The sequence below is a fragment of the Enterobacter chengduensis genome, from assembly GCF_001984825.2.
In the GTDB taxonomy this organism is placed as follows: domain Bacteria; phylum Pseudomonadota; class Gammaproteobacteria; order Enterobacterales; family Enterobacteriaceae; genus Enterobacter; species Enterobacter chengduensis.
Map to the genome: position 1 here is coordinate 410,816 of NZ_CP043318.1, position 19,402 is coordinate 430,217.

General features: G+C 51.9%; 27 protein-coding genes and 4 pseudogenes. 9 read left to right on the forward strand and 22 right to left on the reverse strand.

Annotated elements, in window-relative coordinates; all coding sequences use genetic code 11:
• Positions 1-61: 61 nt before the first annotated feature.
• Positions 62-1,182, forward strand: a protein-coding gene (locus FY206_RS01945; RefSeq protein ID WP_085950818.1) for an IS3-like element ISSen4 family transposase whose coding sequence is annotated in 2 segments (ribosomal slippage) — positions 62-320 and positions 320-1,182 — 1,122 coding nt in all. Because the reading frame shifts where the segments join, the coding sequence is not laid out codon by codon here.
• A gap of 136 nt (positions 1,183-1,318) precedes the next feature.
• On the opposite strand, the gene FY206_RS01950 is transcribed toward FY206_RS01945, so the two are convergent.
• The 21 genes and pseudogenes from FY206_RS01950 to FY206_RS02050 all read right to left on the reverse strand — a co-directional run bounded on the left by FY206_RS01950 (position 1,319) and on the right by FY206_RS02050 (position 11,510).
• Positions 1,319-1,555, reverse strand: coding sequence for a hypothetical protein (locus FY206_RS01950; RefSeq protein WP_016154458.1), 237 nt, complete (start codon positions 1,553-1,555; stop codon positions 1,319-1,321).
• A gap of 11 nt (positions 1,556-1,566) precedes the next feature.
• Positions 1,567-2,412: pseudogene (locus tag FY206_RS01955) on the reverse strand (DUF4942 domain-containing protein).
• Positions 2,413-2,492: 80 nt separating this feature from the next.
• Positions 2,493-2,696 carry a DUF957 domain-containing protein gene (locus tag FY206_RS01960; RefSeq protein WP_009652505.1) on the reverse strand — a complete coding sequence of 68 codons (204 nt, stop codon included), beginning with the start codon at positions 2,694-2,696 and terminating at the stop codon, positions 2,493-2,495.
• 29 nt (positions 2,697-2,725) lie between these two features.
• Entirely contained in the window at positions 2,726-3,217 is a 492-nt protein-coding gene (locus FY206_RS01965) for a DUF5983 family protein (protein WP_009652438.1), read from the reverse strand.
• Positions 3,214-3,591 carry a TA system toxin CbtA family protein gene (locus FY206_RS01970; protein ID WP_016154457.1) on the reverse strand — a complete coding sequence of 126 codons (378 nt, stop codon included), beginning with the start codon at positions 3,589-3,591 and terminating at the stop codon, positions 3,214-3,216. The genes FY206_RS01965 and FY206_RS01970 overlap by 4 nt, the downstream gene beginning before the upstream one ends.
• A gap of 49 nt (positions 3,592-3,640) precedes the next feature.
• The gene (locus tag FY206_RS01975) at positions 3,641-4,000 is read right to left on the reverse strand and encodes a type IV toxin-antitoxin system YeeU family antitoxin (RefSeq protein ID WP_009652436.1); all 360 of its coding nucleotides are present in this window, start codon (positions 3,998-4,000) and stop codon (positions 3,641-3,643) included.
• 23 nt (positions 4,001-4,023) lie between these two features.
• Positions 4,024-4,245 carry a DUF987 domain-containing protein gene (locus FY206_RS01980; RefSeq protein WP_009652392.1) on the reverse strand — a complete coding sequence of 74 codons (222 nt, stop codon included), beginning with the start codon at positions 4,243-4,245 and terminating at the stop codon, positions 4,024-4,026.
• Positions 4,246-4,258: 13 nt separating this feature from the next.
• Positions 4,259-4,741: a RadC family protein gene (gene radC / locus FY206_RS01985; RefSeq protein WP_016154455.1), complete on the reverse strand. Its 483-nt coding sequence runs from the start codon at positions 4,739-4,741 to the stop codon at positions 4,259-4,261.
• Positions 4,742-4,752: 11 nt separating this feature from the next.
• Positions 4,753-4,971 carry a hypothetical protein gene (locus tag FY206_RS01990; RefSeq protein WP_009652503.1) on the reverse strand — a complete coding sequence of 73 codons (219 nt, stop codon included), beginning with the start codon at positions 4,969-4,971 and terminating at the stop codon, positions 4,753-4,755.
• 10 nt (positions 4,972-4,981) lie between these two features.
• Positions 4,982-5,455, reverse strand: coding sequence for an antirestriction protein (locus tag FY206_RS01995; protein WP_009652453.1), 474 nt, complete (start codon positions 5,453-5,455; stop codon positions 4,982-4,984).
• 16 nt (positions 5,456-5,471) lie between these two features.
• Complete coding sequence (locus FY206_RS02000; RefSeq protein ID WP_009652519.1) at positions 5,472-5,726, reverse strand: hypothetical protein; 255 nt, start codon at positions 5,724-5,726, stop codon at positions 5,472-5,474.
• The gene (locus FY206_RS02005) at positions 5,726-6,544 is read right to left on the reverse strand and encodes a DUF932 domain-containing protein (protein ID WP_009652424.1); all 819 of its coding nucleotides are present in this window, start codon (positions 6,542-6,544) and stop codon (positions 5,726-5,728) included. Before FY206_RS02005 ends, FY206_RS02000 begins: the two co-directional genes overlap by 1 nt.
• A gap of 103 nt (positions 6,545-6,647) precedes the next feature.
• Positions 6,648-6,881: a DUF905 domain-containing protein gene (locus FY206_RS02010; RefSeq protein ID WP_009652474.1), complete on the reverse strand. Its 234-nt coding sequence runs from the start codon at positions 6,879-6,881 to the stop codon at positions 6,648-6,650.
• A 55-nt stretch (positions 6,882-6,936) separates the two neighbouring features.
• The gene (locus tag FY206_RS02015; protein ID WP_009652443.1) at positions 6,937-7,158 is read right to left on the reverse strand and encodes a hypothetical protein; all 222 of its coding nucleotides are present in this window, start codon (positions 7,156-7,158) and stop codon (positions 6,937-6,939) included.
• An 82-nt stretch (positions 7,159-7,240) separates the two neighbouring features.
• Positions 7,241-7,753: a DUF4234 domain-containing protein gene (locus FY206_RS02020; RefSeq protein ID WP_009652395.1), complete on the reverse strand. Its 513-nt coding sequence runs from the start codon at positions 7,751-7,753 to the stop codon at positions 7,241-7,243.
• Positions 7,754-7,801: 48 nt separating this feature from the next.
• Positions 7,802-8,272, reverse strand: coding sequence for a hypothetical protein (locus FY206_RS02025; protein ID WP_009652431.1), 471 nt, complete (start codon positions 8,270-8,272; stop codon positions 7,802-7,804).
• 46 nt (positions 8,273-8,318) lie between these two features.
• On the reverse strand, positions 8,319-8,630 hold the full coding sequence (locus FY206_RS02030; RefSeq protein ID WP_009652410.1) for a hypothetical protein: 312 nt from the start codon (positions 8,628-8,630) through the stop codon (positions 8,319-8,321).
• Positions 8,631-8,642: 12 nt separating this feature from the next.
• The gene (locus tag FY206_RS02035; RefSeq protein ID WP_009652486.1) at positions 8,643-8,909 is read right to left on the reverse strand and encodes a hypothetical protein; all 267 of its coding nucleotides are present in this window, start codon (positions 8,907-8,909) and stop codon (positions 8,643-8,645) included.
• Entirely contained in the window at positions 8,906-9,634 is a 729-nt protein-coding gene (locus FY206_RS02040) for a helix-turn-helix transcriptional regulator (RefSeq protein ID WP_009652433.1), read from the reverse strand. Before FY206_RS02040 ends, FY206_RS02035 begins: the two co-directional genes overlap by 4 nt.
• A gap of 261 nt (positions 9,635-9,895) precedes the next feature.
• A complete protein-coding gene (locus FY206_RS02045) occupies positions 9,896-10,192 on the reverse strand; it encodes a membrane protein (RefSeq protein ID WP_009652512.1) in 297 nt (98 codons plus the stop codon).
• A 349-nt stretch (positions 10,193-10,541) separates the two neighbouring features.
• Entirely contained in the window at positions 10,542-11,510 is a 969-nt protein-coding gene (locus tag FY206_RS02050; protein WP_016154453.1) for a hypothetical protein, read from the reverse strand.
• A gap of 2,146 nt (positions 11,511-13,656) precedes the next feature.
• On the opposite strand from FY206_RS02050, the gene FY206_RS02060 reads away from it, so the two are divergent.
• The 7 genes and pseudogenes from FY206_RS02060 to tssB all read left to right on the forward strand — a co-directional run.
• The gene (locus FY206_RS02060) at positions 13,657-14,226 is read left to right on the forward strand and encodes an inovirus Gp2 family protein (protein WP_016154452.1); all 570 of its coding nucleotides are present in this window, start codon (positions 13,657-13,659) and stop codon (positions 14,224-14,226) included.
• A 152-nt stretch (positions 14,227-14,378) separates the two neighbouring features.
• The gene (locus FY206_RS02065) at positions 14,379-14,618 is read left to right on the forward strand and encodes a helix-turn-helix transcriptional regulator (RefSeq protein WP_009652493.1); all 240 of its coding nucleotides are present in this window, start codon (positions 14,379-14,381) and stop codon (positions 14,616-14,618) included.
• 289 nt (positions 14,619-14,907) lie between these two features.
• Positions 14,908-15,327, forward strand: coding sequence for a putative zinc ribbon protein (locus FY206_RS02070; RefSeq protein WP_016154451.1), 420 nt, complete (start codon positions 14,908-14,910; stop codon positions 15,325-15,327).
• Complete coding sequence (locus FY206_RS02075; protein ID WP_009652429.1) at positions 15,315-15,731, forward strand: putative zinc ribbon protein; 417 nt, start codon at positions 15,315-15,317, stop codon at positions 15,729-15,731. Before FY206_RS02070 ends, FY206_RS02075 begins: the two co-directional genes overlap by 13 nt.
• 75 nt (positions 15,732-15,806) lie before the next feature.
• The gene (locus tag FY206_RS02080; RefSeq protein ID WP_009652434.1) at positions 15,807-16,373 is read left to right on the forward strand and encodes a YagK/YfjJ domain-containing protein; all 567 of its coding nucleotides are present in this window, start codon (positions 15,807-15,809) and stop codon (positions 16,371-16,373) included.
• 76 nt (positions 16,374-16,449) lie between these two features.
• Positions 16,450-17,055: a DUF2913 family protein gene (locus FY206_RS02085; protein ID WP_009652485.1), complete on the forward strand. Its 606-nt coding sequence runs from the start codon at positions 16,450-16,452 to the stop codon at positions 17,053-17,055.
• Between the two features lie 736 nt (positions 17,056-17,791).
• Positions 17,792-18,096: pseudogene (tssB, locus tag FY206_RS02090) on the forward strand (type VI secretion system contractile sheath small subunit); the annotation flags it as partial.
• Here the strand turns inward: tssB and FY206_RS02095 are convergent.
• Positions 18,094-18,480 (reverse strand): annotated as a pseudogene (locus FY206_RS02095) (transposase); the annotation flags it as partial. The pseudogenes tssB and FY206_RS02095 overlap by 3 nt on opposite strands.
• Before the next feature lie 272 nt (positions 18,481-18,752).
• Between FY206_RS02095 and FY206_RS25245 the strand changes: the two are divergent.
• Positions 18,753-18,878: pseudogene (locus FY206_RS25245) on the forward strand (hypothetical protein); the annotation flags it as partial.
• Positions 18,879-19,402 lie beyond the last annotated feature (524 nt).

Consider the following 19,402-nt stretch of genomic DNA (forward strand, 5'->3'; position numbering starts at 1 on the left):
CCCGTTGATTAGTACACCCCGATGTTAGTAATGTCTTCATAAGCCACATGAGGACATCCCCATGAAGAAGCGTTTTTCCGACGAACAGATCATCAGTATTCTCCGCGAAGCCGAAGCTGGGGTACCCGCCCGTGAACTCTGCCGCAAGCATGCCATTTCCGATGCCACGTTTTACACCTGGCGTAAGAAGTATGGCGGTATGGAGGTGCCTGAAGTTAAGCGCCTGAAGTCGCTTGAGGAAGAGAACACCAGACTCAAGAAGCTGCTTGCCGAAGCCATGCTGGATAAAGAGGCGCTTCAGGTGGCTCTTGGGCGAAAGTACTGACGACAGACCAGAAGCGGGAAGCCGTGATGTTGATGTGTGATGCGACCGGTCTGTCGCAACGTCGTGCCTGCAGGCTTACAGGTTTATCCCTGTCGACCTGCCGCTATGAGGCTCACCGTCCGGCTGCTGATGCGCATTTATCAGGGCGCATCACTGAGCTGGCACTGGAGCGCAGGCGTTTTGGCTACCGTCGTATTTGGCAGTTGCTGCGCCGTGAAGGGCTTCATGTTAATCATAAGCGCGTGTACCGGCTTTATCACCTCAGTGGCCTGGGCGTAAAACGCAGAAGACGTCGTAAAGGGCTGGCAACAGAACGTCTGCCGCTGCTCCGTCCGGCGGCGCCCAATCTGACCTGGTCGATGGATTTCGTCATGGACGCACTTTCCACCGGTCGCAGGATCAAGTGTCTTACCTGCGTCGATGATTTCACAAAGGAATGCCTGACGGTCACTGTTGCCTTTGGGATTTCAGGCGTTCAGGTCACGCGTATTCTGGACAGCATTGCACTGTTTCGAGGCTATCCGGCGACGATAAGAACTGACCAGGGGCCGGAGTTCACTTGCCGTGCACTGGATCAATGGGCCTTTGAGCATGGTGTTGAGTTGCGCTTAATCCAGCCGGGCAAGCCAACGCAGAACGGATTTATTGAGAGCTTTAACGGACGATTTCGCGATGAATGTTTGAATGAGCACTGGTTCAGCGATATCGTTCATGCCAGGAAAATTATTAATGACTGGCGGCAGGATTATAACGAATGCCGCCCGCACTCCACGCTGAATTATCAGACACCGTCTGAATTTGCAGCGGGCTGGAGAAAGGGTCATTCTGAGAATGAAGATTCCGACGTTACTAACTGAGTGTTGTATCTAATCGTGGGGGCAGGTCAGCGGGTCGCACGATCGCGATCTTACTGGAGAGAGATACAGAAATATAAAAACAGGGAAGGTTTTGATAAACGCACAAAAGCAAAAACCCAGCCATAGGCTGGGTTCTTTAAATAGTGGTGCCCGGACTCGGAATGGATTTTGTTTTGTAATTGCATTGATTAGAATGGTTTTTATCTTGTTCCATAAACGTTGAGGCCCCCATTAAGGCCCCCTTCTGCAAAGGGTCAAAATTTGATGGTTGAACAGGAACTTTTACATCCATCTGAATACTATTTGATGGCAAGGTATAGTGATCTACTACGGAATCGCAGTGAGCACCATCCATGTTTGAAAATGATACCATAATTTGGTTCCTTACTGTTTAGTGGGCAACGCCCCTGGATAGTGTTTCGCGATAATGTCGTTCAGCTTATCGACCAGCTCCGATCGCCTGAACGTGATATGGACAGTTCCCTTCTGAAAATACTTAATCACAGACATCTCATCCTCATAACGGGTGCTATGCCTGTTCTCATGGATATGGTCGCTTAACCGGCGCGTGACGTCGGCGCGATTGTCGGGGATGGCCTTCCCATCCAGCAGCATCAGCATGCGCTCAAGGTCCGTTAACCGGTCACGCTGCCAGCCCCAGTTCAGACCAAATCCCCACCGGTCATATTTGACAAGCCCCGTCACGATGATTTTCCCGCCAAACCTACAGGGGCTGTTTGTCTTAAAATTCCAGCTCAGACCTTTAAACACGTTAATCACACCTCGTTCAAACACCTCACCTTTATTCAGATGCAGTTGTTCGAATGTGTTGAGAATATTCTCTTCACTGATAGCCGGAATATCGTCTTTCTCCAGGCTGTTGTACCACTCGTCGCGGACCTGTGCGTCCATGAGCGCCAGCATTCCCGAGCGTTGCATCAGATCCCGCCATATACCACGATCGATATTGCGAGTAATGGCTTTCATGGCCGTATCAGTATCCTCCATCAGCCAGCAGTCGTAGCTGTATTGCCGCATTCCCTATTCATTCGCTTTACCACCGCCGATGCTGCGGGTCAGCGTCGAGATATCGTCAAGTTGTTGTATCAGCGTTTCAATCTGTGCAATCGCGAAATTACGTCCGGTGATGATGCGCTCAATACTGGTAGAACAAATCACATCGGTATGGCCGGTTAACACTTCAGGTTCGGTGAGGGTAAGATCTGACATTTTAATTTCCTTTATATAAAGCAAAGCGCCAGCCGGTAAGGGCTGGGGCTTATAGGTGTGTGGTGAGTATGGTTCGGTGGCTAACAGGTTCTGGTCTGTTGCAGAAGCTGAAGATGGCGGAGATTACGAACATCGTTTCGCGCCTGCTCAATCCAGGGCAACAGCACTGCTGAATCCGTCTTGTCTTCGTCGTTGTCGAAAATAATGCCGGTGTTGCAACTGATGTTGTCCTGCAGCCAGCCAATCAGAATGTTGAGAGCCACTTCGGTGGTTAATTCCGGCATGTAAAAACCTTGTGGTGATTGAGGTGGGGTTACCAGTCAAAGGTTGTAAAACTTGGTAGCACTTCGCCAAAGGCATCCAGATGAACAATGCCAGCGGCGTAGCGACGCATAAGCGTCACTAATAACCGACGGCAGGCTTTTGACAGACCGAGGCGTTTGAGGCGTAAGACCGGAAACGACCACGCGCCCAGGTGGAGCAGATAACCCGAGCCGGTATAACTAATCCATTCAGACTCGCCAAAGTCTTCATGCTGGTGTGAAAGGGTAAACAGCAGAGCATTGTCTTCCGCCGTGATATGTGCAGTGCTGCACTGAATGCCGTTCAGGCGGGCAACGGGCGGAATTGGATCTTCAACAATCAATTTCCCCGGTTCGTCAGCAACGAGAAGCGAATAACCGTTCTGGTTCACCACATTGATCAGGTCGGTCAGTTCAATACCGTCAATGTCTACGACGATCCGGCCCATGTTGAGGGCCAGTACGTTGATGGCATCGGCTTCCACCGTCAGGGACAGCTTCATGGTTGCACCTCACGGTATTTGCCGGTGGTGATGTCGGTAACGGCCCTGTAGCTATGACGGGTCATCAGCCCGGTGGCTTTGCGGGCGCGGAGAATATCGATACTGGTGAGAAGCGGCGACTGAGTTTCCGCGTTAAAACCGCGACGATCAGTGCGTACCAGGTCGTATTTCTCCACGATGAAATTCACCGCGTCGCACAGTGAGATACCGGCATCGATATGCTCTTGGATCACACCATCTTTGCCAAATGGCGTGTCGTTGAGCGTCAGACCGTAGTGACGGTCCAGCAGGTGACTCAGGAGGCGCTGCCAGATCGCCACGGGTGACGGGCGTGGCGAAACCTCCCGTTTCGGAGGAACAGGTTGTGTTTGCATAATGGAAACCTTTACTGGTGAGTTAAACGAAGGAAAACTGCCGGGAGGTTTATTCTGTTGTTGCAGGTGTCGGGTAAATTGCGAGATAGACGTACCCGTGCGAGCCGAGGCTGTCGGCCTCGCATATCAGCCCTTTTGCATACAGCGTGACGCAGTGCTGATGACGGGGATTCAGCTCACCGGAAAGCAGCATCAGCTCCAGTTGCTTCAGCAGTAGCGGGAATGCCTGGTCGAGATGGCGTAAATCCGCGTCGCTGAAGGTGCCGGTGATGCTGGCGCGGTCGTTCAGGTAATGCAGCCGGTTGCCCTCCTGCACCAGACGTGCGCCAAAACAGGGGGTGATATCGCGTTTAAGCCCCCACCAAGGGGCGGCGATATCGTGGTTTACAGGCGGTATTGTATTCGACAATTTTAGCCTTCCTTAAACGTGAATTAATTCAGCGTAACGCTGCGTAATACGACGTACGGGCCGTTGCGGTCCTGACGGTGTTCTGCGAAGACGGCGAGCACGCCGCTGATATCCTGCACTTCCCGACCTGCGTAGTGGCAGATGCTGCCGGACCATGTGTATTTGCCGGCACAGAAGCGAAACAACCGGGACTGCGGATGCTGGCGGTATATCGCCATCGCCTGGCGTTTGCTGATGATTTTCATCGTTATTCTCTCCTTAAAGCCACCCTCTCTCAGCAAACGAGACGATCTCCATGCCGCCCACCACCAGGTGATCAAGCAGTCGGATATCAACCAGCTCCAGCGCCTGCTGAATACGCGTAGTGACCTGACGATCTGCATTGCTGGGTTCGGCAAGGCCTGACGGGTGGCAATGCGCCACAATGACAGCGGCACAGTTATGCTTCAGACCGGCCTTAACCACCTCGCGGGGATGGACCTGCGTATGATTGATGGTGCCGGTGAAGAGCGTTTCGTGGGCTATCAGACGATGCTGGTTATCGAGGAAGAGTACAGTGAATACTTCACGCTCCAGTGAGGCGAGTTGCAGACGCAGCCAGTCACGAACGGCGGTGGTGGAGGTAAAGGAGGCGCCGGGCTCGCGTAACTGGCGTTCCAGCAGGGTCAGCGCACGTCGGATAGTGCGCTGTGCGGCGGGAGATATTCCCCCGCTGTCGGGGGGGCAAGGGGTTATATTCATTGGCTTTTCCTTTATGTTGACCCGTCCGGGATTGATGTGTTGTACAGTTTCACGGCAACGACGAACTCGTCGTGCTGGGATTCAAACCATGACCAGATAGGGAAGAGAGAGGTGCCCGTCAGAAAATGCAGGAAGAGTTCGTCGGTCACAACGTCTCCGTCCTCATCCCTGACCGTTATTTTCCCCAGCGCATCCCACAGGGTATTCAGGTGAGACAGTTCATACGACATGGCGGGATGCTCAGTCGATGATGTGCATGATGGCGCTGCATTCCGGGTGACTGAGCGCGTAATCCCGCAGGCGGTAGTAGTGCTCCGTCATGGCATCGCATTCGGTGCGCATGGCATGGTGGCTGTAAGTCATCAGACAGACGGCAATCCCCGCAGCGTCGGCACTGAGTTCACCGCCGTTGCCGTTCATAGTGTTGAACAGCGACCACGGTTCATTGTTCTCCGCTTCCGGGGCCATAAACGCACCACCGTTGCTGAGCGTATAAAAATTCCAGATACCGCCGTTGTAGTCGGCGCAGAAACGGTCCATCCACGCGAAGACCGTCGGCTCAAGGATTATCCACTGCGGTATGCTGCCGAAGTACTGCGGCCAAAAGCCGATGCGCTGCTCGTCCTGTACGAGGGTGGCGGTCAGCGCTGGCGCAGAACCGGCAGGTTGTGGCGGTAACGGAAGGGTATCGTGAAGGTTAATAATGTCGGTCATGTTAGTTTTTCCTTGTTTATTTATCGGGTTGGGGATGCTGGTTCAGCAGGAGTGACGGGCAGGACTGCGCATAGCCATCTTCATCGCACCGTGAGGGCCAGATGCTGTCAGATACAGACAGTCGGCACAGGCTGAGCTCGCCGGGACGGTAGCAAAGATGTCTGCACCAGGCGCAGAGGTCATCGTCGGAGATGGAACGGCAGCCGGACTGGTTTTGCAGGGAAACGGGCCAGACAGCCGTCAGACGGGTATTTGCAGGAATGTGCTGCATCAGCTCAGTGCCTGCTGCAGTTCTTCGGCCATCACCCAGAGCGCGCGGTTGAGTTTGATATCCCCGTCGATACCGTTAACCGCACGAGTGTGGGTACGTTTACCCTGTGCGGTGCGTCCGCTCAGCCCGCCTTTCAGCAACGATTCCTGAATGCGGTTATAAACGGTCCACAGGTCGTCCTGATGGTCCTCATACCGTCGCGGTGTCAGTATCTGCGCTGCGGTCACCGGCTGATATTCTTCACCAAAGCGGTATGTCAGTGCGGCGTTCGCCAGGGCATGTTGCGCGGGTGCTGGTAGTCGAAGTGACTGCATGGCCTCGCGCTTTTCTTCCACCCGATCAAAGACACCGAGCACTTCATAAGCCCCCTCAATCACTTTCCCGGCCACATCGCCACGATGCGGTACACGAATTTCACCGAACGACTGTCCGCAGACGAGCCCGTTGGTGCAGATGGCTCTGAACAGCCCCGGCAGCATCTGGTATGAGCTGCTACCATCGTGCGAGTTAAGCAAAATGATTTCGGGAACCTGCTGGCCGGTTATCTGACCGGTACGACGCAGGCGCAGCAGATGTTTGGTGTGCTCCCGGCGGTCAGGGTCGCGTACGCGTGACTGGCAGGCGAAGAAGGGTTCAAAGCCTTCGCGTTGAAGATTTTCGAGCAGAGTAATGGTGGGTATGTAAGCGTATTTTTCGCTCCTGGAACCGTGGCGATCTGCACTGAATACGCTGGGAACGACCTGCATCAGTTCTTCGCGGGTTAACGGACGATCGCGACGGATCTGGTTTGTCCGTCCAAAGCGGCTGGCTAGTCTCATGGTAAATTCCTTATTGTTGATTTAACGGCATAAACAAAACAGCCATGCTCCTGTGGGAGCATGGCTTTTTTGTGTGGTCGCTATTGGGTTAAGCTGTGGTGTGTCAGTGTTTGGGGATCCCGTGGCTGAGCAGATAGCGGTTAAGCCATTCCCCGGCACTGGCTTCAAAATTCCAGGCCCGCCAGATTAACGTCCCCTCGCTGTCGCGAATAACCAGCCGAAAGTGCGTACCCTGGTCATCTTCTATAGTGACGTTGTGGTAAAGCGTGACCACGGCTTCAGCCTGTCGGCGGGTGAATTGCCCTGGCGGTAACGACGTATCGTCAGTGACTTGCATATTCAGTTCCTGATGAATGGCATAAAACAAAATGCCCCGCTCAGTGAGCAGGGCATCAGTGGGTTAAGTGTGTGGCAATAAGCTGCAGTATCTGTTCCATGAGCGCTGTGATTAAGGCACCTGCGAGCAGGGTTGCCGCCTGTCTGGCGATGTAAATACTGTCTTCGTCATAGCCTTCTTCGCGGAAGTGGTCTTCCACAAACTGCTGCGCCCGGCTGCTGGCGCACCACGTCAGCACCTGACGCAGGGTGTTGAGCACGATTTTCAGTAATGTCATTGGGTCAAATCTCAGAGGGGGGATCCGGATGAATCTGGGGCACACAGGAATGCCCCGGCCGGATAATAAGAGGAGAGCTGCGTTACTGCGGTGACGGAGACTCCGGCGGCACAGGGGCCTGACCATGAATAATGCGGTGCTTCGCCAGTGCCTGCGGCATATCGTTGATGCAGTATGTAATGTAGAAGACGTTGAGCACCACGGTATAAAACGCATTCATCTTCAGGTCAAACCGGAAGGTGTTCAGCGCATAGTGTCGCAGTGCTGCTCTGGCCTTAAAGGCCCAGACGATGTACATCACGCCGCAGGTGAGCGACAGAATGCCGCTTAAGGCCAACAGTGTATCGCTGCCCGTGTAGTAGCCCGCCAGGTCCGGTGAGGCCATCACGCCGAACTGTCGTCCGAGCCCAAAACAGACGGCGAGCCAGATGATAAACAGATTGCCGCAAACCGGATATCCGGTGGTGTCGCTGATAATCTGCTGTTTTCGGTACAGCCACAGTAACGGCCAGATGCCGCAGGTGGCGACGGTGAGTAGAACAAAATGCAGGGTTGGCGTCGTCAGTCGCTGGCTGAGTGTCGAAATGTCGGTCATATCGTATTGTCCTTGATTGATTTTGCTGTAAACCGGGGATGCGCCGGGTTACCCGGCGGTCAGTGTCGTGCATTCGGGCATATCAGCCAGAACCTTGTGAACGTTTCCAGCCGAAGGGGTAAAGTGCCCCACCTGTTTGTCGTTGACGTAAATCTCAAACGACGTTGCTTTTCTGATGGCATCAATGAACGACAGCCAGGCGTTGTCGCCGTTACGCCAGCCCAGAGAGGACGGCAGGGGGAACGTCTGGTCATCCGTGACGACGGTGATGGCGGTTTTCTCATCCTGTGAATCGGCACCGCTGCCGTCAGGCAGGGTGAGCATGACGTGATGCTGCAGGATATTCTGGTCGTCAGGGTTGCCGGTGCAGTTCAGGTTCATCATCACGTTTTCCGGGCTGGTGATGATGTACTCGGTGACGCCCATACCGAAGCCACTGCTCCACATATTGGGGACCGCCTGTGCCGTGATGGCAAAGGTCAGTAATCCTGCTGACAGGATGGCGTGCATGAATCGCATGGTATTTTTCCTTCTCAGTCAAAAATGTTGTTGGGGGGCAGCCGTGTTACATGAGTTGTTTACCCACGACGATAAGTCCGGCCAGCCAGCCGATATACTGTGGGCCCACAAGCCAGAACAGACGGGCCTTGAGTAATCCGGTCATTCCTTCGCGGGTGTATACCGCATCCGGCATCAGCCATTGTCGAAGAGCAGCACCGACCGTCATACCGGCTCCGGGCCCAAGCGTCATCCAGAACAGATATTCCATTCCCTGACCAAAACTGCGTATCTCGCCGGTACTCCCGAACACGTTAAACAGCACGACCACAAGCGCGATGGCGAAGGCAATCGCGAAATATTTAATGACAAGCGCCATGTTCAGATTTCCTTATTTTCTGCACTGCTGAGCAGCGCTCAGCATGTTGTCCATGAAGCGCGGGGGGACATAACCGTATTGCTGGTTCATTTTCTCCAGCTCCCCGTGCGTATATTTCGTTTTGAGGTCATCCCGGATACATCCGCAGACGGCGGTAGTACCGCCGCCTGATTTGCATCCCCGGATAAACTCGCGTTCATTTTTGTCGCCACAGCCGCTCAGGGTTACGGCAGACAACATCAGGGTGAAGAGCAGCAGAGGGCCTTCGACAGGTTTCACGATTTGACTCCTTTGGGTCTGGATGGATGTTCAGGGTGTTGTTCCCTGAAGGTGTGAATGACATCACTGATAAAGCGAAAGTGGGGCAGTGCGCTGATAAATCCCTCTTCAGTAATGAGCGAACTGATTTCGCTCCGGCGACGGAAGGTTTGCTCTGAGAGTGAGGCCGAGATAATGTCTTCCAGCCGGAACACCCGAAGGCTCCCCCGGCAACAGACGACCAGATACCAGTGCTGATGCCGGTAAATCAGGCGGTAAGGCTCCTGCTCATCGTGACGGACACCGCCGACCAGCAGACTGACCACCCGGTGATGACAAATGGCTTCGGCCAGACGATGAAAACTGTCAGCCTGTGTCCATGCTGGCGGTAAGTCGTGCCAGATAAAGCAGGGTGAGGTGCCCGTTTCATTCATCAGCAGGTGCATCAGTTGCCGGTTCTGCGACGGGATAATGCGTGCGATACCGGTACTGCGGGCAAAGGAAACGGCCCCCGGAGAGTGATCACGCGTGGCGCTCTCACTGAGCCGATACGTGCCGTTCTCCCCGATAATGTCGAGGTGGACCAGCCGTTGATGTAAGTCACGACGCAGGGTGCGTATCGATACACCAAACTCACCGGACAGTGTCTGAAGGGTCAGCGTTTCTCCGGCCATTAACCGGCTGATAATGACCGACAATCTGACGGCCAGCCGGTCGTAGCGGGCCTCTTCATCGGGTCGTTGCATGGACGCTCCGTGTGCGATAAATAGGTTGATATTTCATGCGGTTATTATGCGGGCGGGGAGGGACACGTTATGTCCATCCCCCGTAATGGCGGAAAAGAAAAAGTAAAATTCATCTTTCAGTAAACAGGAGAATTAACAAAGGGTTAGTGCCAGGTAGCTGAAATGACGACAGCATGCTGACACGCCCTGTCATCAGTCGTGCCGTAGCGAGTACGGTCAGCGGCTCAGGCTTTGTGCAGGATGGGCTGACCCTTATTAACGTTACGGTGCACTGAAGATATGCTCGCACTGCGTGCAGCCGTATTCATCAAAGACGGTACCGTCCAGTTGTTCTCCGGCCAGAGAGCCTGCCACCGCACCAGCACAGGCGCCGGACAGAAAACCAATGAGGCCTCCGGCTATCGTACCGACAACCGGAATGACTGAACCTATCAGCGCACCGGTGGAGGCTCCTTCAAGCCCGGCAATGCCTCCGGCTGTTGCGCCAATGACCCCACCCGTCTTTTTACCCACATGGCGCAGTCGTATGTTTTGCGAACCGCAATTCGGACAATGCATTTCTTTCTCCCTTATTACTGGCAATAAATAGCCGCCTTCATGAGCTGGCGGACCGTGTATCAGAGAGACCTGGGTACCGGAACAGAAAGCATAGCTGTGACTTAGCGCGAGAAGCATACGCACGGGTATTTTGTGGGACAGTTGACCCGGGAGAAGGAATAACGACGGTAACAGGGTATCGGGACCCCGTTTGTTCTTACTGGACACATTAACCTCCGTGAGTGAAATAACAAAACGGCAGCACTTCTGCTGCCGTTCTCACACCGGTAATATAGGTCTGAAATTATTTTGAATGTCATTTCTGGTCTGTATTACTGCCTCCGCTCACCTTGTTTTTAGCGCAAAGCCCTCACTCACCACCACAGGTTTTTCGGTAATGGTCATTAATCAGCATTTCCAGCATATCACTGATGCGAACTCCGCTACGTTCTGCCATAAAGTCCAGTCGAGTTTTTGTTTCGTTCTTCAGGTACGTATTGAGTGCTTTTTTATCGGTACGGGACTGACGTAATTTTTGCTGGTTCCAGGCTTTATTCAGGTTCAGAAGGAATAAACGCTTTGTATCCGGTGCATCGTCCCATAAGTCGATCGCCGTGCGCAGGGCTAAATTGCGTTCAGAATGACTCAGGGGGGTAAACCAGGTACTCATTCCTGGCGTTGAAATATTTAATGAGAGCCCGATAGTGGGCGCATTTCTTTCTTCCTGAAGCGATTTGAGGCTGTTCCATGCCCACAGTACCGCGTCTTCTTCATTAGGTAACCATTTCAGCGGAGCTGGTTTGCTGTAAATATTTTTCCACTGGTCTTTCAGCCTGTCCATGACCTGGCGCTTGAGATGATTTACCGGTGGGGTCGGAATAATAATGTTGTCGAAAAAAGAGATGATAATATTAATTCTTTCCTGGTGGCTTGTCGGAGATACACTCAGATTCATTCGCTGATACCAGTTCTTTCCGAACTCTGCATTTGCTGGTTTGTCAATACCAAGTTCGTAGTCTCCGGCCTTGCAAATATACGCCCATAACCAGAATGTTGCCCGTTCATCCTGTTCTAGCCAGTCAAAACTTTCCAGCGGAAGGATGTTTTCATCACGGGCTGTTTCCATATCAGAAAAAAGTCTTGCCCGCTGTTCTGCATTCGGTATGAACTGATTAATCAGTTTGTTGAGTGCCTGTCGACAACTTTCTGCATCCTGGTGAGGAATGTCACGGGTGTTAATTATTTTATTAACACCCAGCCACCCGGCATAAAAAGCACAGACTCTCAGGTCACGGGTTTTTATAAGATGTTGTCTGCCATTGTCGTAATGTACAACCATTGTGGATACCTGTAATCGTAAACTACATAGTAGTGGTTATGGTGGTGATTGTTGTAGCTACACAGTATCACGATGATGGTTTTATCGTCACTTAAAAACACATCTGGTAGTCATCGTGAGGTTTTATTGTTGATTTATACTGGTTTTGACAAGGTTTTACCATGGTTTTAAAGTTGTCATTTTCTTTGTTTATCTCTCAGATGCTTCTCTGTTTACTGGATGAGTATCGTCTCAATAGGTTATCTTGTTCTCCTGCATGCTTTCGTTTTCATCCCCATCATGGTGCCTGGTTCGCTTCAGGGGGCATTTCTGGTATCAGGTCGGGCTGCCATGAGGTATTTCCATTTTGTTGCTCATAATCAGGATTGAGGGCTTCTGCGGGCAGTGATGATACGGGGTTAATTTGATTGAGGTTATTTGATATGACGTGGTGTCTATTTTCATGTTATTGAAAAAAGATAATTCCAGAGTAACTGATGCAGGCGTTTGTTGTAGGTAAGTGCTGTCTGGCGTGGTTATCTTCATAGCTATTGTTATGCCTGGCGTGTTGGATTGGTATTAATATATTAAAGAAGGGGTCTTATCATTTGTAACAGTAATCGATGATGTGTTATCAGTAAGTGGGTTATGCCTGGGAGGTATTATTATCTGAAGGTATTCACTAAGGGGATAGTACTATTGGATGGTATCCATTGAGCAATCATTGCCATCAGGTAAGAAATACACCATTCAATGTAGTCACAACCTGAATGTTTAGCACTCATTAAAAATCTATCATTAAGAAAACAGAATTGAATTGAGTCGATATTACCATTGACTAGTCCTCGTCAGGATAAAAGTGAAGATGATTAACATCAGTAATCTAATAATCATAACGACAGGGTGGTTACTGGTTAACAGTAACGTTTTGGGTGAATGGTCATGCCTGAAAATCAGCAGGTGAGTATCAATGGTTTATTACTGGTCTGCGTATTAGTGATGAGCGTTAAATGCTCAGTCAGTGAACTAACCTGTAGTAAGCCTGTCGGTATTGCTCTGTCTGCCTGATATTGACGCTTACAATACCTGTCAGTTACAGATACTACGGTGACCCGTTATCCCTGAAAGTTTTTTGATATGTGTAAACAAGGCCATTGGTAACGACTGTAAACGGGGCATTATCCGTGTTGGTGATAATAGTCATGATTGTATCGTAAACAGAATAACCCGATTGAGGTGACGTGGAATAGGGTGATTATCCTGGTAATCACCGCAAGCTATTTAATAAGTAATTGAGCGCTGTAGTGTCTTATACCGCCATAGCTTCCTGTGAGCCTGCATAAGCGCATTGAATAACACGATAGTGGAAATCTGTGGTTAGTATGAATATGGCGCTCCTGATGCGTTACAGGGCGTTTTAGCAGTAGTCCCGATAACGATTATTTATCGGGCTTATTGAACGGGGTAATAATATCATGACAGCAATGAGGGACTGGTACAGGGGCTCTTGCCCCGGGTATATACATCCCTCTGGGGTAATATTTGCTTTTCAGGGTAACCACAACCTATTTTGGGTCCAGGTCAATACAAGGGCATCGCAATCTTCAGCTGCTTCTGTAAGCCAGAATTGCAGCGACTTAACAGTTTCGATCTTCGCTACTGGCCTGACATTGCCGGGATCATTCGCTCACTGGGGATGGAAGAGGTGGAGGTAACATTCAGGGATGAAGCGACAGAGGCAATTATCAACGCCCGCAGACCTTCACAGACGGATTTCTTCAGAGCGTTATTCGATAACATCAGTAACCAAAAAACCGGGGATTACTACGCCTTGTCACGGAGTTTTAAACTCTCCGATACAGCACTGGCGACGATTTGTAATATCACCCGTGATTTGCCACCCGATGAACTCGTTGACGCCGCTTATGTCAAGCGTACCCGCCATCGTCTAACGGGAAGACTGTTTTTTCGCAGCCTTCGGGTCACCCGGCATTAGAACCGATTTCTGAGAGGCGATTACCCTTTACGCAATCATTCTGCCAGCCACGATATTTTACTGAAGCCAGCCGTCTCTGAGGGATCGACTGGCGGACTCGCTGAAGGCAATAAGTTTTTTTTAACAGCACCGGTAATGGTTATGAACGATAACCCACCGGAGTCCATTTTAATGAGTTACACATACGACCCTTACTGGCAGCAACGCATCGCTGATACCTTCAGTTGCGCTCTTAACGCTTACACCCGCTTACTGGCCCTGCGTGTTGACCTCCGTCTGCCGGATACGCCAGCGGCCACCGATGCTGCTGTTATCTCCCGCTTCACCGATTCCCTGAAAGCCCGGATTGATGCCCTTCAGACGCGTCAACGTCGCGAGGGCAAACGCGTCTGGCCGACCACGCTGCGTTTTATCTGGGCGCGGGAGTTTGGTGAAATCAAAGGGAAGAAGCATTACCACGCGGTGCTGTTGCTGAACCGCGATACGTGGTGCGGACCGGGAGATTACAAAGACCCGGATTCGCTTGCAGGTATGATTAAACAAGCGTGGTGCAGCGCCCTGAAGGTGGATGCACAGGCGCATGCCGTTCTGGCTCGTTTCCCGGCGAGTCCAGTCTCATGGTTGACACGTGGCGATGGTGCTCAACTGCAACAGGCCCTGTCGCAGGCGGCCTATTTAGCCAAGCTGGAGACCAAAATCACCGGTGACGGTGAGCGTAACTTCGGTTGCAGCCGTGGCTGAGCCAGACATATCTCGATTCATCAGGCCTGATTGTGCGGGCCGGGTAATTTTTTACAACGTTCCCCTATCCTCTGAGGAGAACCGGTAACCCCATGATTCAACCACCACCGGACGTCTCCCGATAGCCATATCCTCAGAGGGAGAAAAATACCATGACCACGTTGAATACGAATATTAATGCCAGCCCTGACACACTGCTTTCAGCTCAGGACCCGCTTATCGACATGACCTTTATCACCACGTTTACCGGGATGACCGACAAATGGTTTTACAAACTGATTGGCGACGGGTTGTTTCCGAAACCCATCAAGCTGGGGCGCAGCTCCCGCTGGCGCAGAAGCGAGGTGGAAGCCTGGATGCAGCAGCGTATTGCTGATTCCCGTGGCGTCTGAGCAGGGAGGATATCTGAATGGAAAAACGACGCCGCACTCAGCCACAGGCCATCCCGGTTCGCTGGACGTGTCCCCGTTGCCGGCGACAGTACTGTGGCGCCAGACCCTGTCCCGTTTGTTTCAGACCCACCGACGCACCTGCACAACCGTAACCTTTCTGTATTCCGGTGCCGACCACCAACCGTACCGACCCGCTAACGCATAACTGAACCGCCATTCACCCTGCCACGCTGCCCGTACCGGGACGGCTGACGCCTGCGTGTCGTCTGGCGGTAAGGAGAGTACCACTATGTATGCAAAATCGTTTATGGCTCTGGACGGCAACGGCCGTCTCACGGGAGCCATAACCGCGCAGACCGCGCCGTATGACCGCTACAGCTGCCATCTGTGTGCCAGTGCCCTGCAGTACCATCCTGAATACGACACCGAACGTCCGTGGTTTGAACATCATGCAGCAAAGCTTTCGGAGAACGGTCGACAGCACTGCCCGTATGTAAAGCCCGGGGTGAGGGAGACCCGCCATATCCGGCAACTGCAGTCTTATGTACCGGAAGCCCGTCCCCTGGTTTTCTACGCAGACTGGCACTGTCACGGCTGCGGCAGTGATTACCACGGTGAGCGCTACTGCCTCACCTGCCGGACGGGCGAGCACAGTGATGTGCGTGCTGATACCAACCGGATAGAGGAAGTGACGGCATGCGCATGCTGAAATGTTATCTGGCCAATGACCGCGAAGGCCACTTCGCGACAGCCGGGGAGGCCGTGAGTGCGCCGGGGCAGATATGGAGCTGCGCGTCCTGCGGCTGTCGACTGGTGCTCCATGCGGGGACATACGGGGAGCCGCCGTGGTTTGAACATGACCAGCAGAGCGTGGCCCGGCATGTGCTGATGGCCTGCGCCCACCTTGACCCGGAAGTGAAAACCGAAGCCCGGCACCGAAAGCTGCGCAGTCTCATCAACGGGCTGGAAGCGACGGTAATGGTGCTCTCCTGGTACTGCGTGTGGTGCGGCGACCATTACCAGGGCGTGAAGCACTGTCCCCGGTGTCTGACTGGTATCTACAGCATCGAAGAAGCGCACTGGCAGAGAAACTACTGCTGCAGTACCAGATAGTTCCCCGTCTTTATGAACCAGATACCGCCGTAGAGGCGGTGTCCTCCCTGATTTAACCTAAAGAGAGTCTGCATTATGAATCATTCTTACATACGGGCGTCTGATGCTGTCAGCGCGGATGCCGTCAGCACGCGTGCATTTCTGCAACAGGCCGTTGACCATTACCCGCGACTGGCGGCATTCAGCTTTACGCTGGCGCTACCGTATCGTGAAGCCATGAGCGAATACCGGTCATTGATTCTGCGTTTTCACTCTGAAGTCTGGCAGCGCACCGGCGAATATTCGCGCCAGCGTCAGCAGGCACGACATCGTTCACTCCCGACGCTGTTACGCTGGATATGGGAGACGGCCAGCGCACCGGAGTGCAAAATGGTGCTGCTGCTCAATCTCGATACGCTGGGTACAGGGCGAAACCTGCAACTGACCGACAGTGCGCCTCCGGGGCTTAACGCCATCATCGCCGACGCATGGCAAAAGGTGACCGGTACCGCCTGCACTGACGGTGTAACGAGTATGACGCAGATCATTATTAACCGCGTCGCTCAGGGAGTCTTCGCAACACCCTTTAACCAGCTTACCGTGCATGTTAAGGCCATGTCAGAGCCAATAGCAACGGCCAGAACGGGGATGATTTGTCCGTGAAAGTAATAGCTTCTCTAATTAATGGGGGAGTTATCCAGGTCTTCCCCGGTGTCTGCAGCGCCGATATAATCCCTGAATGAAAAAAGCTCACGATACCTTACCCCCGGAACAAACCGTCACAGCACTTGCGCATTTCGCCTGGTGCGCCCTTGTCGCCTTACGTACCGCTCAGCAGGATGGTCAGGCATTGTCGCCACTCAGCACGCATGCATTTATACTGCGCTGGTTAACGGTGGCGTATAAGCAAAAACGGTTTCCACGTGCAATCGCATCTGATATTGAGGGATTGCTGACGCTGGGGCGTAACAAAGGCCTTGCCGCCAGCTTATTCAGTCGTCTGGAATATCTGTGGTCTTCGTGCACCGGACCGGTGTCAGCGCAGTCGGATTTGTATCGGCTGACGTACGCAATTGAACAGCTTAAATCGCGGGGCTGGGTCAATGCAGCGGTGAGTGACAGGGACTGGGACAATGAAACGCTTCTGGCCCTGGAATACAGCGATGCGAATGCACTGCTGGTAAGGAAGTCGGCACTGACCTGCGGATTTTCGGATGGAGGGAAACTCGTTGCGCCGGTTGAGTTTCTTGTGAATGGCGACTTGTCAGCCTGTATGGCTGTTTTTGCGGCTCATACACTGTCGGCTGTCATGCTGGAGTCGAATCGGATCGTGTTACAACCTTGAGCAGTAAAACAACCGTTCTCAACCCGCAGCAAAGCTCATCACTGTCCACGTCTGTCTTTCTGTAAACCGAACGGGTGTTGTTCCTGGTCGCGCTAATGCACCGGCGGCTGAGATATTCATATCGCTGGTACAGGTATGAGATATGCGTAAAGTCCGGGCGTTGCAATTCCTTTAATCTGAAAAAAAATAAATAAGCCCGGTTTACGTGAATAATAAGAAATGATGGAAACCTGAAACTGTCGCCAGTTTTTCACATGCTCAGTCACGTCCAGCTTCTCAATTTCTGATAAAAGTACAAAATCAGATATTTCACGTGACTGGTGATATTTTGTACAAATATACACCCTAAGCCAAATTGATCATTTTCTGTACATCCTTATCCCGCGGGGCCTGAAGGGTTATGGTGTAAAATTTTTATAAATCAGAAAGATGATATTTTTTTTGTTAAAAGCCAGGAATGTAAATCTTTGTTACATTTTTTCATTTTCGATCTGGCAGGGAACGTTCCCAAACTCCAGCCATTGGGCCTTATCCGAAATTTTTCATTTCAGACAAATACCCAGAAAATACAGTGTCGACATGCTGGTGGATGGAATGCGCCCGCTTTTTTTGGTTCCGGGATTTTTATTTACGTCGGATGACGCGAACCGGAAAGTTGTTCTGGCTGGGTAATTTTTTCTTATTTATTTTTCACTGGCATTGACCGTTTCTATCACTCCATAGAACAGGGACAGCCATGTCTAATTCTTCCTTTCAGTCCGAAATCCCTAAAGCGCGTATTAATTTAAAACTTGATTTGCATACCGGTGGTGCGAGCAAGAAAACGGAGCTCCCCCTGAAATTGCTCGTGGCGGGCGACTTCAGTAATGGTCAGGAGTCTGCCCCTTGTCTGAGCGCAAAAAAGTTGATTTGAATAAAAATAATTGTGATTCTGTCATTTCTGAATATTCCCCAAAAGTCAATCTTACCGTTAAAAACACGCTTGCTGATGATGGCAGTGAAGACAACATCAGTCTGACCTTCCGGAGCATGAAGGACTACCAGCGTCGGTGAGACATCCGCGTCATACAACTCTTTGAACGCAGCCACTATCTCACGGGTGGTCATCCCTTTGGCGTACAGTGACAGGATTTGGTTATCCATCCCGGTGATCCGGGTCTGGTTTTTCTTCACCAGTTGGGGCTCGAAGGAGCCGTCACGATCGCACGGCGTACGCAGTTCCAGCGGGCCATCGCCGGTGGTAACGGTTTTTGTGAAATAGCCGTTGCGGGAGTTGGCACCCGGTTTAGACTGATGTTTACCGTAGCCGAGGTGATGGAGCATTTCGGCGTTGAGGCGGCGCTCAACGTTGATTTTTTTCAGCAGGCGATCGAACTGGTTGAGATCGTCAGGGGTTTTGAGATTTTTGGTCAGTTCGTTAGCCAGAGCCTACAACTGTTTTTCGTCCATAAAGTAACCTGCTTTTGATGTTGAATTGAACATATCAAAATCAGGCAATTACACAAACTTGTGTACAGGCTCCATACAGCTAACCCGGCCCGTCACATCGTAATGTCAACCCGTAATGCATAACATCATGCAGCGTTCCATTAATGAGTCGGGAATCATATTCAACCTTCTTGAATCGCCACGGGTAATCTAGACACTTCCGAGCCGTTGATGGACTGACCCCACCCCGGTAGACGATCCTGCCCTATAGTAACGAGCGCATGGCAGACATGTCCCCGTTCTGGATGCTAAATGTTCTGAACAGCGCCGAACTGGTACTGGGGCAGTATCAGCGCCTGCAGCACAGCCCGCCAAGTACTGTGGTTCCGACCTTAATGGGGGCCGCCAGCTGTCAGTAAAGGTCAGTGTCTGACCCCGGAGACACGCGGACAGCCAAGCACCTACCAATCATCTGCTGGTCCCGCGCTAGCAAATCAGCCAGTTGCGTAAAGAAATGCGGCATGTTGTGCCGCTGGTTCTGAATGGTCAGGTTGGCAGCGCGATGACGAATGACATGCTGCCGCAGGCGGCTATCCCGGGAGAAGGGGGAAGGTCTGGCGTGAGTCTTCAGCGGTGAGCTCAATTGCTGCATGGGTCACTACCTTCGCCATATCTTGAGCATACTACCGGAGTAGTCCAGCAACAAAGTGGCCGAACTACTTCCATGGAACGTGGTTCTTCCCGATAAATAATCGTCAATACGGCGCTCGTTTAACGCTTACACATTAAATATTAATTAAGCCTGATTGGATGTTTTTCATTTTTTTTAATTGGTGTGCTTGACCTTCCAGTAACATCAACCTTTAGCCTTGTAAGAAATTGCTACAGCGCCGTTTTCGGATGGGCCGGGGCTGCCTGT

Bases quoted from the DNA above. Each gene is read 5' to 3' on its own strand.
- FY206_RS02030 (WP_009652410.1), bottom strand. From the start codon at position 8,630: ATGGCGCTTGTCATTAAATATTTCGCGATTGCCTTCGCCATCGCGCTT.
- FY206_RS01980 (WP_009652392.1), bottom strand. From the start codon at position 4,245: ATGAAAATCATCAGCAAACGCCAGGCGATGGCGATATACCGCCAGCAT.
- FY206_RS01965 (WP_009652438.1), bottom strand. From the start codon at position 3,217: ATGAAGCTGTCCCTGACGGTGGAAGCCGATGCCATCAACGTACTGGCC.
- FY206_RS01990 (WP_009652503.1), bottom strand. From the start codon at position 4,971: ATGTCGTATGAACTGTCTCACCTGAATACCCTGTGGGATGCGCTGGGG.
- FY206_RS02065 (WP_009652493.1), top strand. From the start codon at position 14,379: ATGACCACGTTGAATACGAATATTAATGCCAGCCCTGACACACTGCTT.
- FY206_RS02085 (WP_009652485.1), top strand. From the start codon at position 16,450: ATGAAAAAAGCTCACGATACCTTACCCCCGGAACAAACCGTCACAGCA.
- radC (WP_016154455.1), bottom strand. From the start codon at position 4,741: ATGAATATAACCCCTTGCCCCCCCGACAGCGGGGGAATATCTCCCGCC.
- FY206_RS02045 (WP_009652512.1), bottom strand. From the start codon at position 10,192: ATGCATTGTCCGAATTGCGGTTCGCAAAACATACGACTGCGCCATGTG.
- FY206_RS02080 (WP_009652434.1), top strand. From the start codon at position 15,807: ATGAATCATTCTTACATACGGGCGTCTGATGCTGTCAGCGCGGATGCC.
- FY206_RS01960 (WP_009652505.1), bottom strand. From the start codon at position 2,696: ATGCCGGAATTAACCACCGAAGTGGCTCTCAACATTCTGATTGGCTGG.
- FY206_RS02010 (WP_009652474.1), bottom strand. From the start codon at position 6,881: ATGCAAGTCACTGACGATACGTCGTTACCGCCAGGGCAATTCACCCGC.
- FY206_RS01970 (WP_016154457.1), bottom strand. From the start codon at position 3,591: ATGCAAACACAACCTGTTCCTCCGAAACGGGAGGTTTCGCCACGCCCG.
- FY206_RS02070 (WP_016154451.1), top strand. From the start codon at position 14,908: ATGTATGCAAAATCGTTTATGGCTCTGGACGGCAACGGCCGTCTCACG.
- FY206_RS02040 (WP_009652433.1), bottom strand. From the start codon at position 9,634: ATGCAACGACCCGATGAAGAGGCCCGCTACGACCGGCTGGCCGTCAGA.
- FY206_RS01995 (WP_009652453.1), bottom strand. From the start codon at position 5,455: ATGACCGACATTATTAACCTTCACGATACCCTTCCGTTACCGCCACAA.
- FY206_RS02075 (WP_009652429.1), top strand. From the start codon at position 15,315: ATGCGCATGCTGAAATGTTATCTGGCCAATGACCGCGAAGGCCACTTC.
- FY206_RS02060 (WP_016154452.1), top strand. From the start codon at position 13,657: ATGAGTTACACATACGACCCTTACTGGCAGCAACGCATCGCTGATACC.
- FY206_RS01950 (WP_016154458.1), bottom strand. From the start codon at position 1,555: ATGGTATCATTTTCAAACATGGATGGTGCTCACTGCGATTCCGTAGTA.
- FY206_RS02000 (WP_009652519.1), bottom strand. From the start codon at position 5,726: ATGCAGCACATTCCTGCAAATACCCGTCTGACGGCTGTCTGGCCCGTT.
- FY206_RS02020 (WP_009652395.1), bottom strand. From the start codon at position 7,753: ATGACCGACATTTCGACACTCAGCCAGCGACTGACGACGCCAACCCTG.
- FY206_RS02050 (WP_016154453.1), bottom strand. From the start codon at position 11,510: ATGGTTGTACATTACGACAATGGCAGACAACATCTTATAAAAACCCGT.
- FY206_RS02005 (WP_009652424.1), bottom strand. From the start codon at position 6,544: ATGAGACTAGCCAGCCGCTTTGGACGGACAAACCAGATCCGTCGCGAT.
- FY206_RS02025 (WP_009652431.1), bottom strand. From the start codon at position 8,272: ATGCGATTCATGCACGCCATCCTGTCAGCAGGATTACTGACCTTTGCC.
- FY206_RS02015 (WP_009652443.1), bottom strand. From the start codon at position 7,158: ATGACATTACTGAAAATCGTGCTCAACACCCTGCGTCAGGTGCTGACG.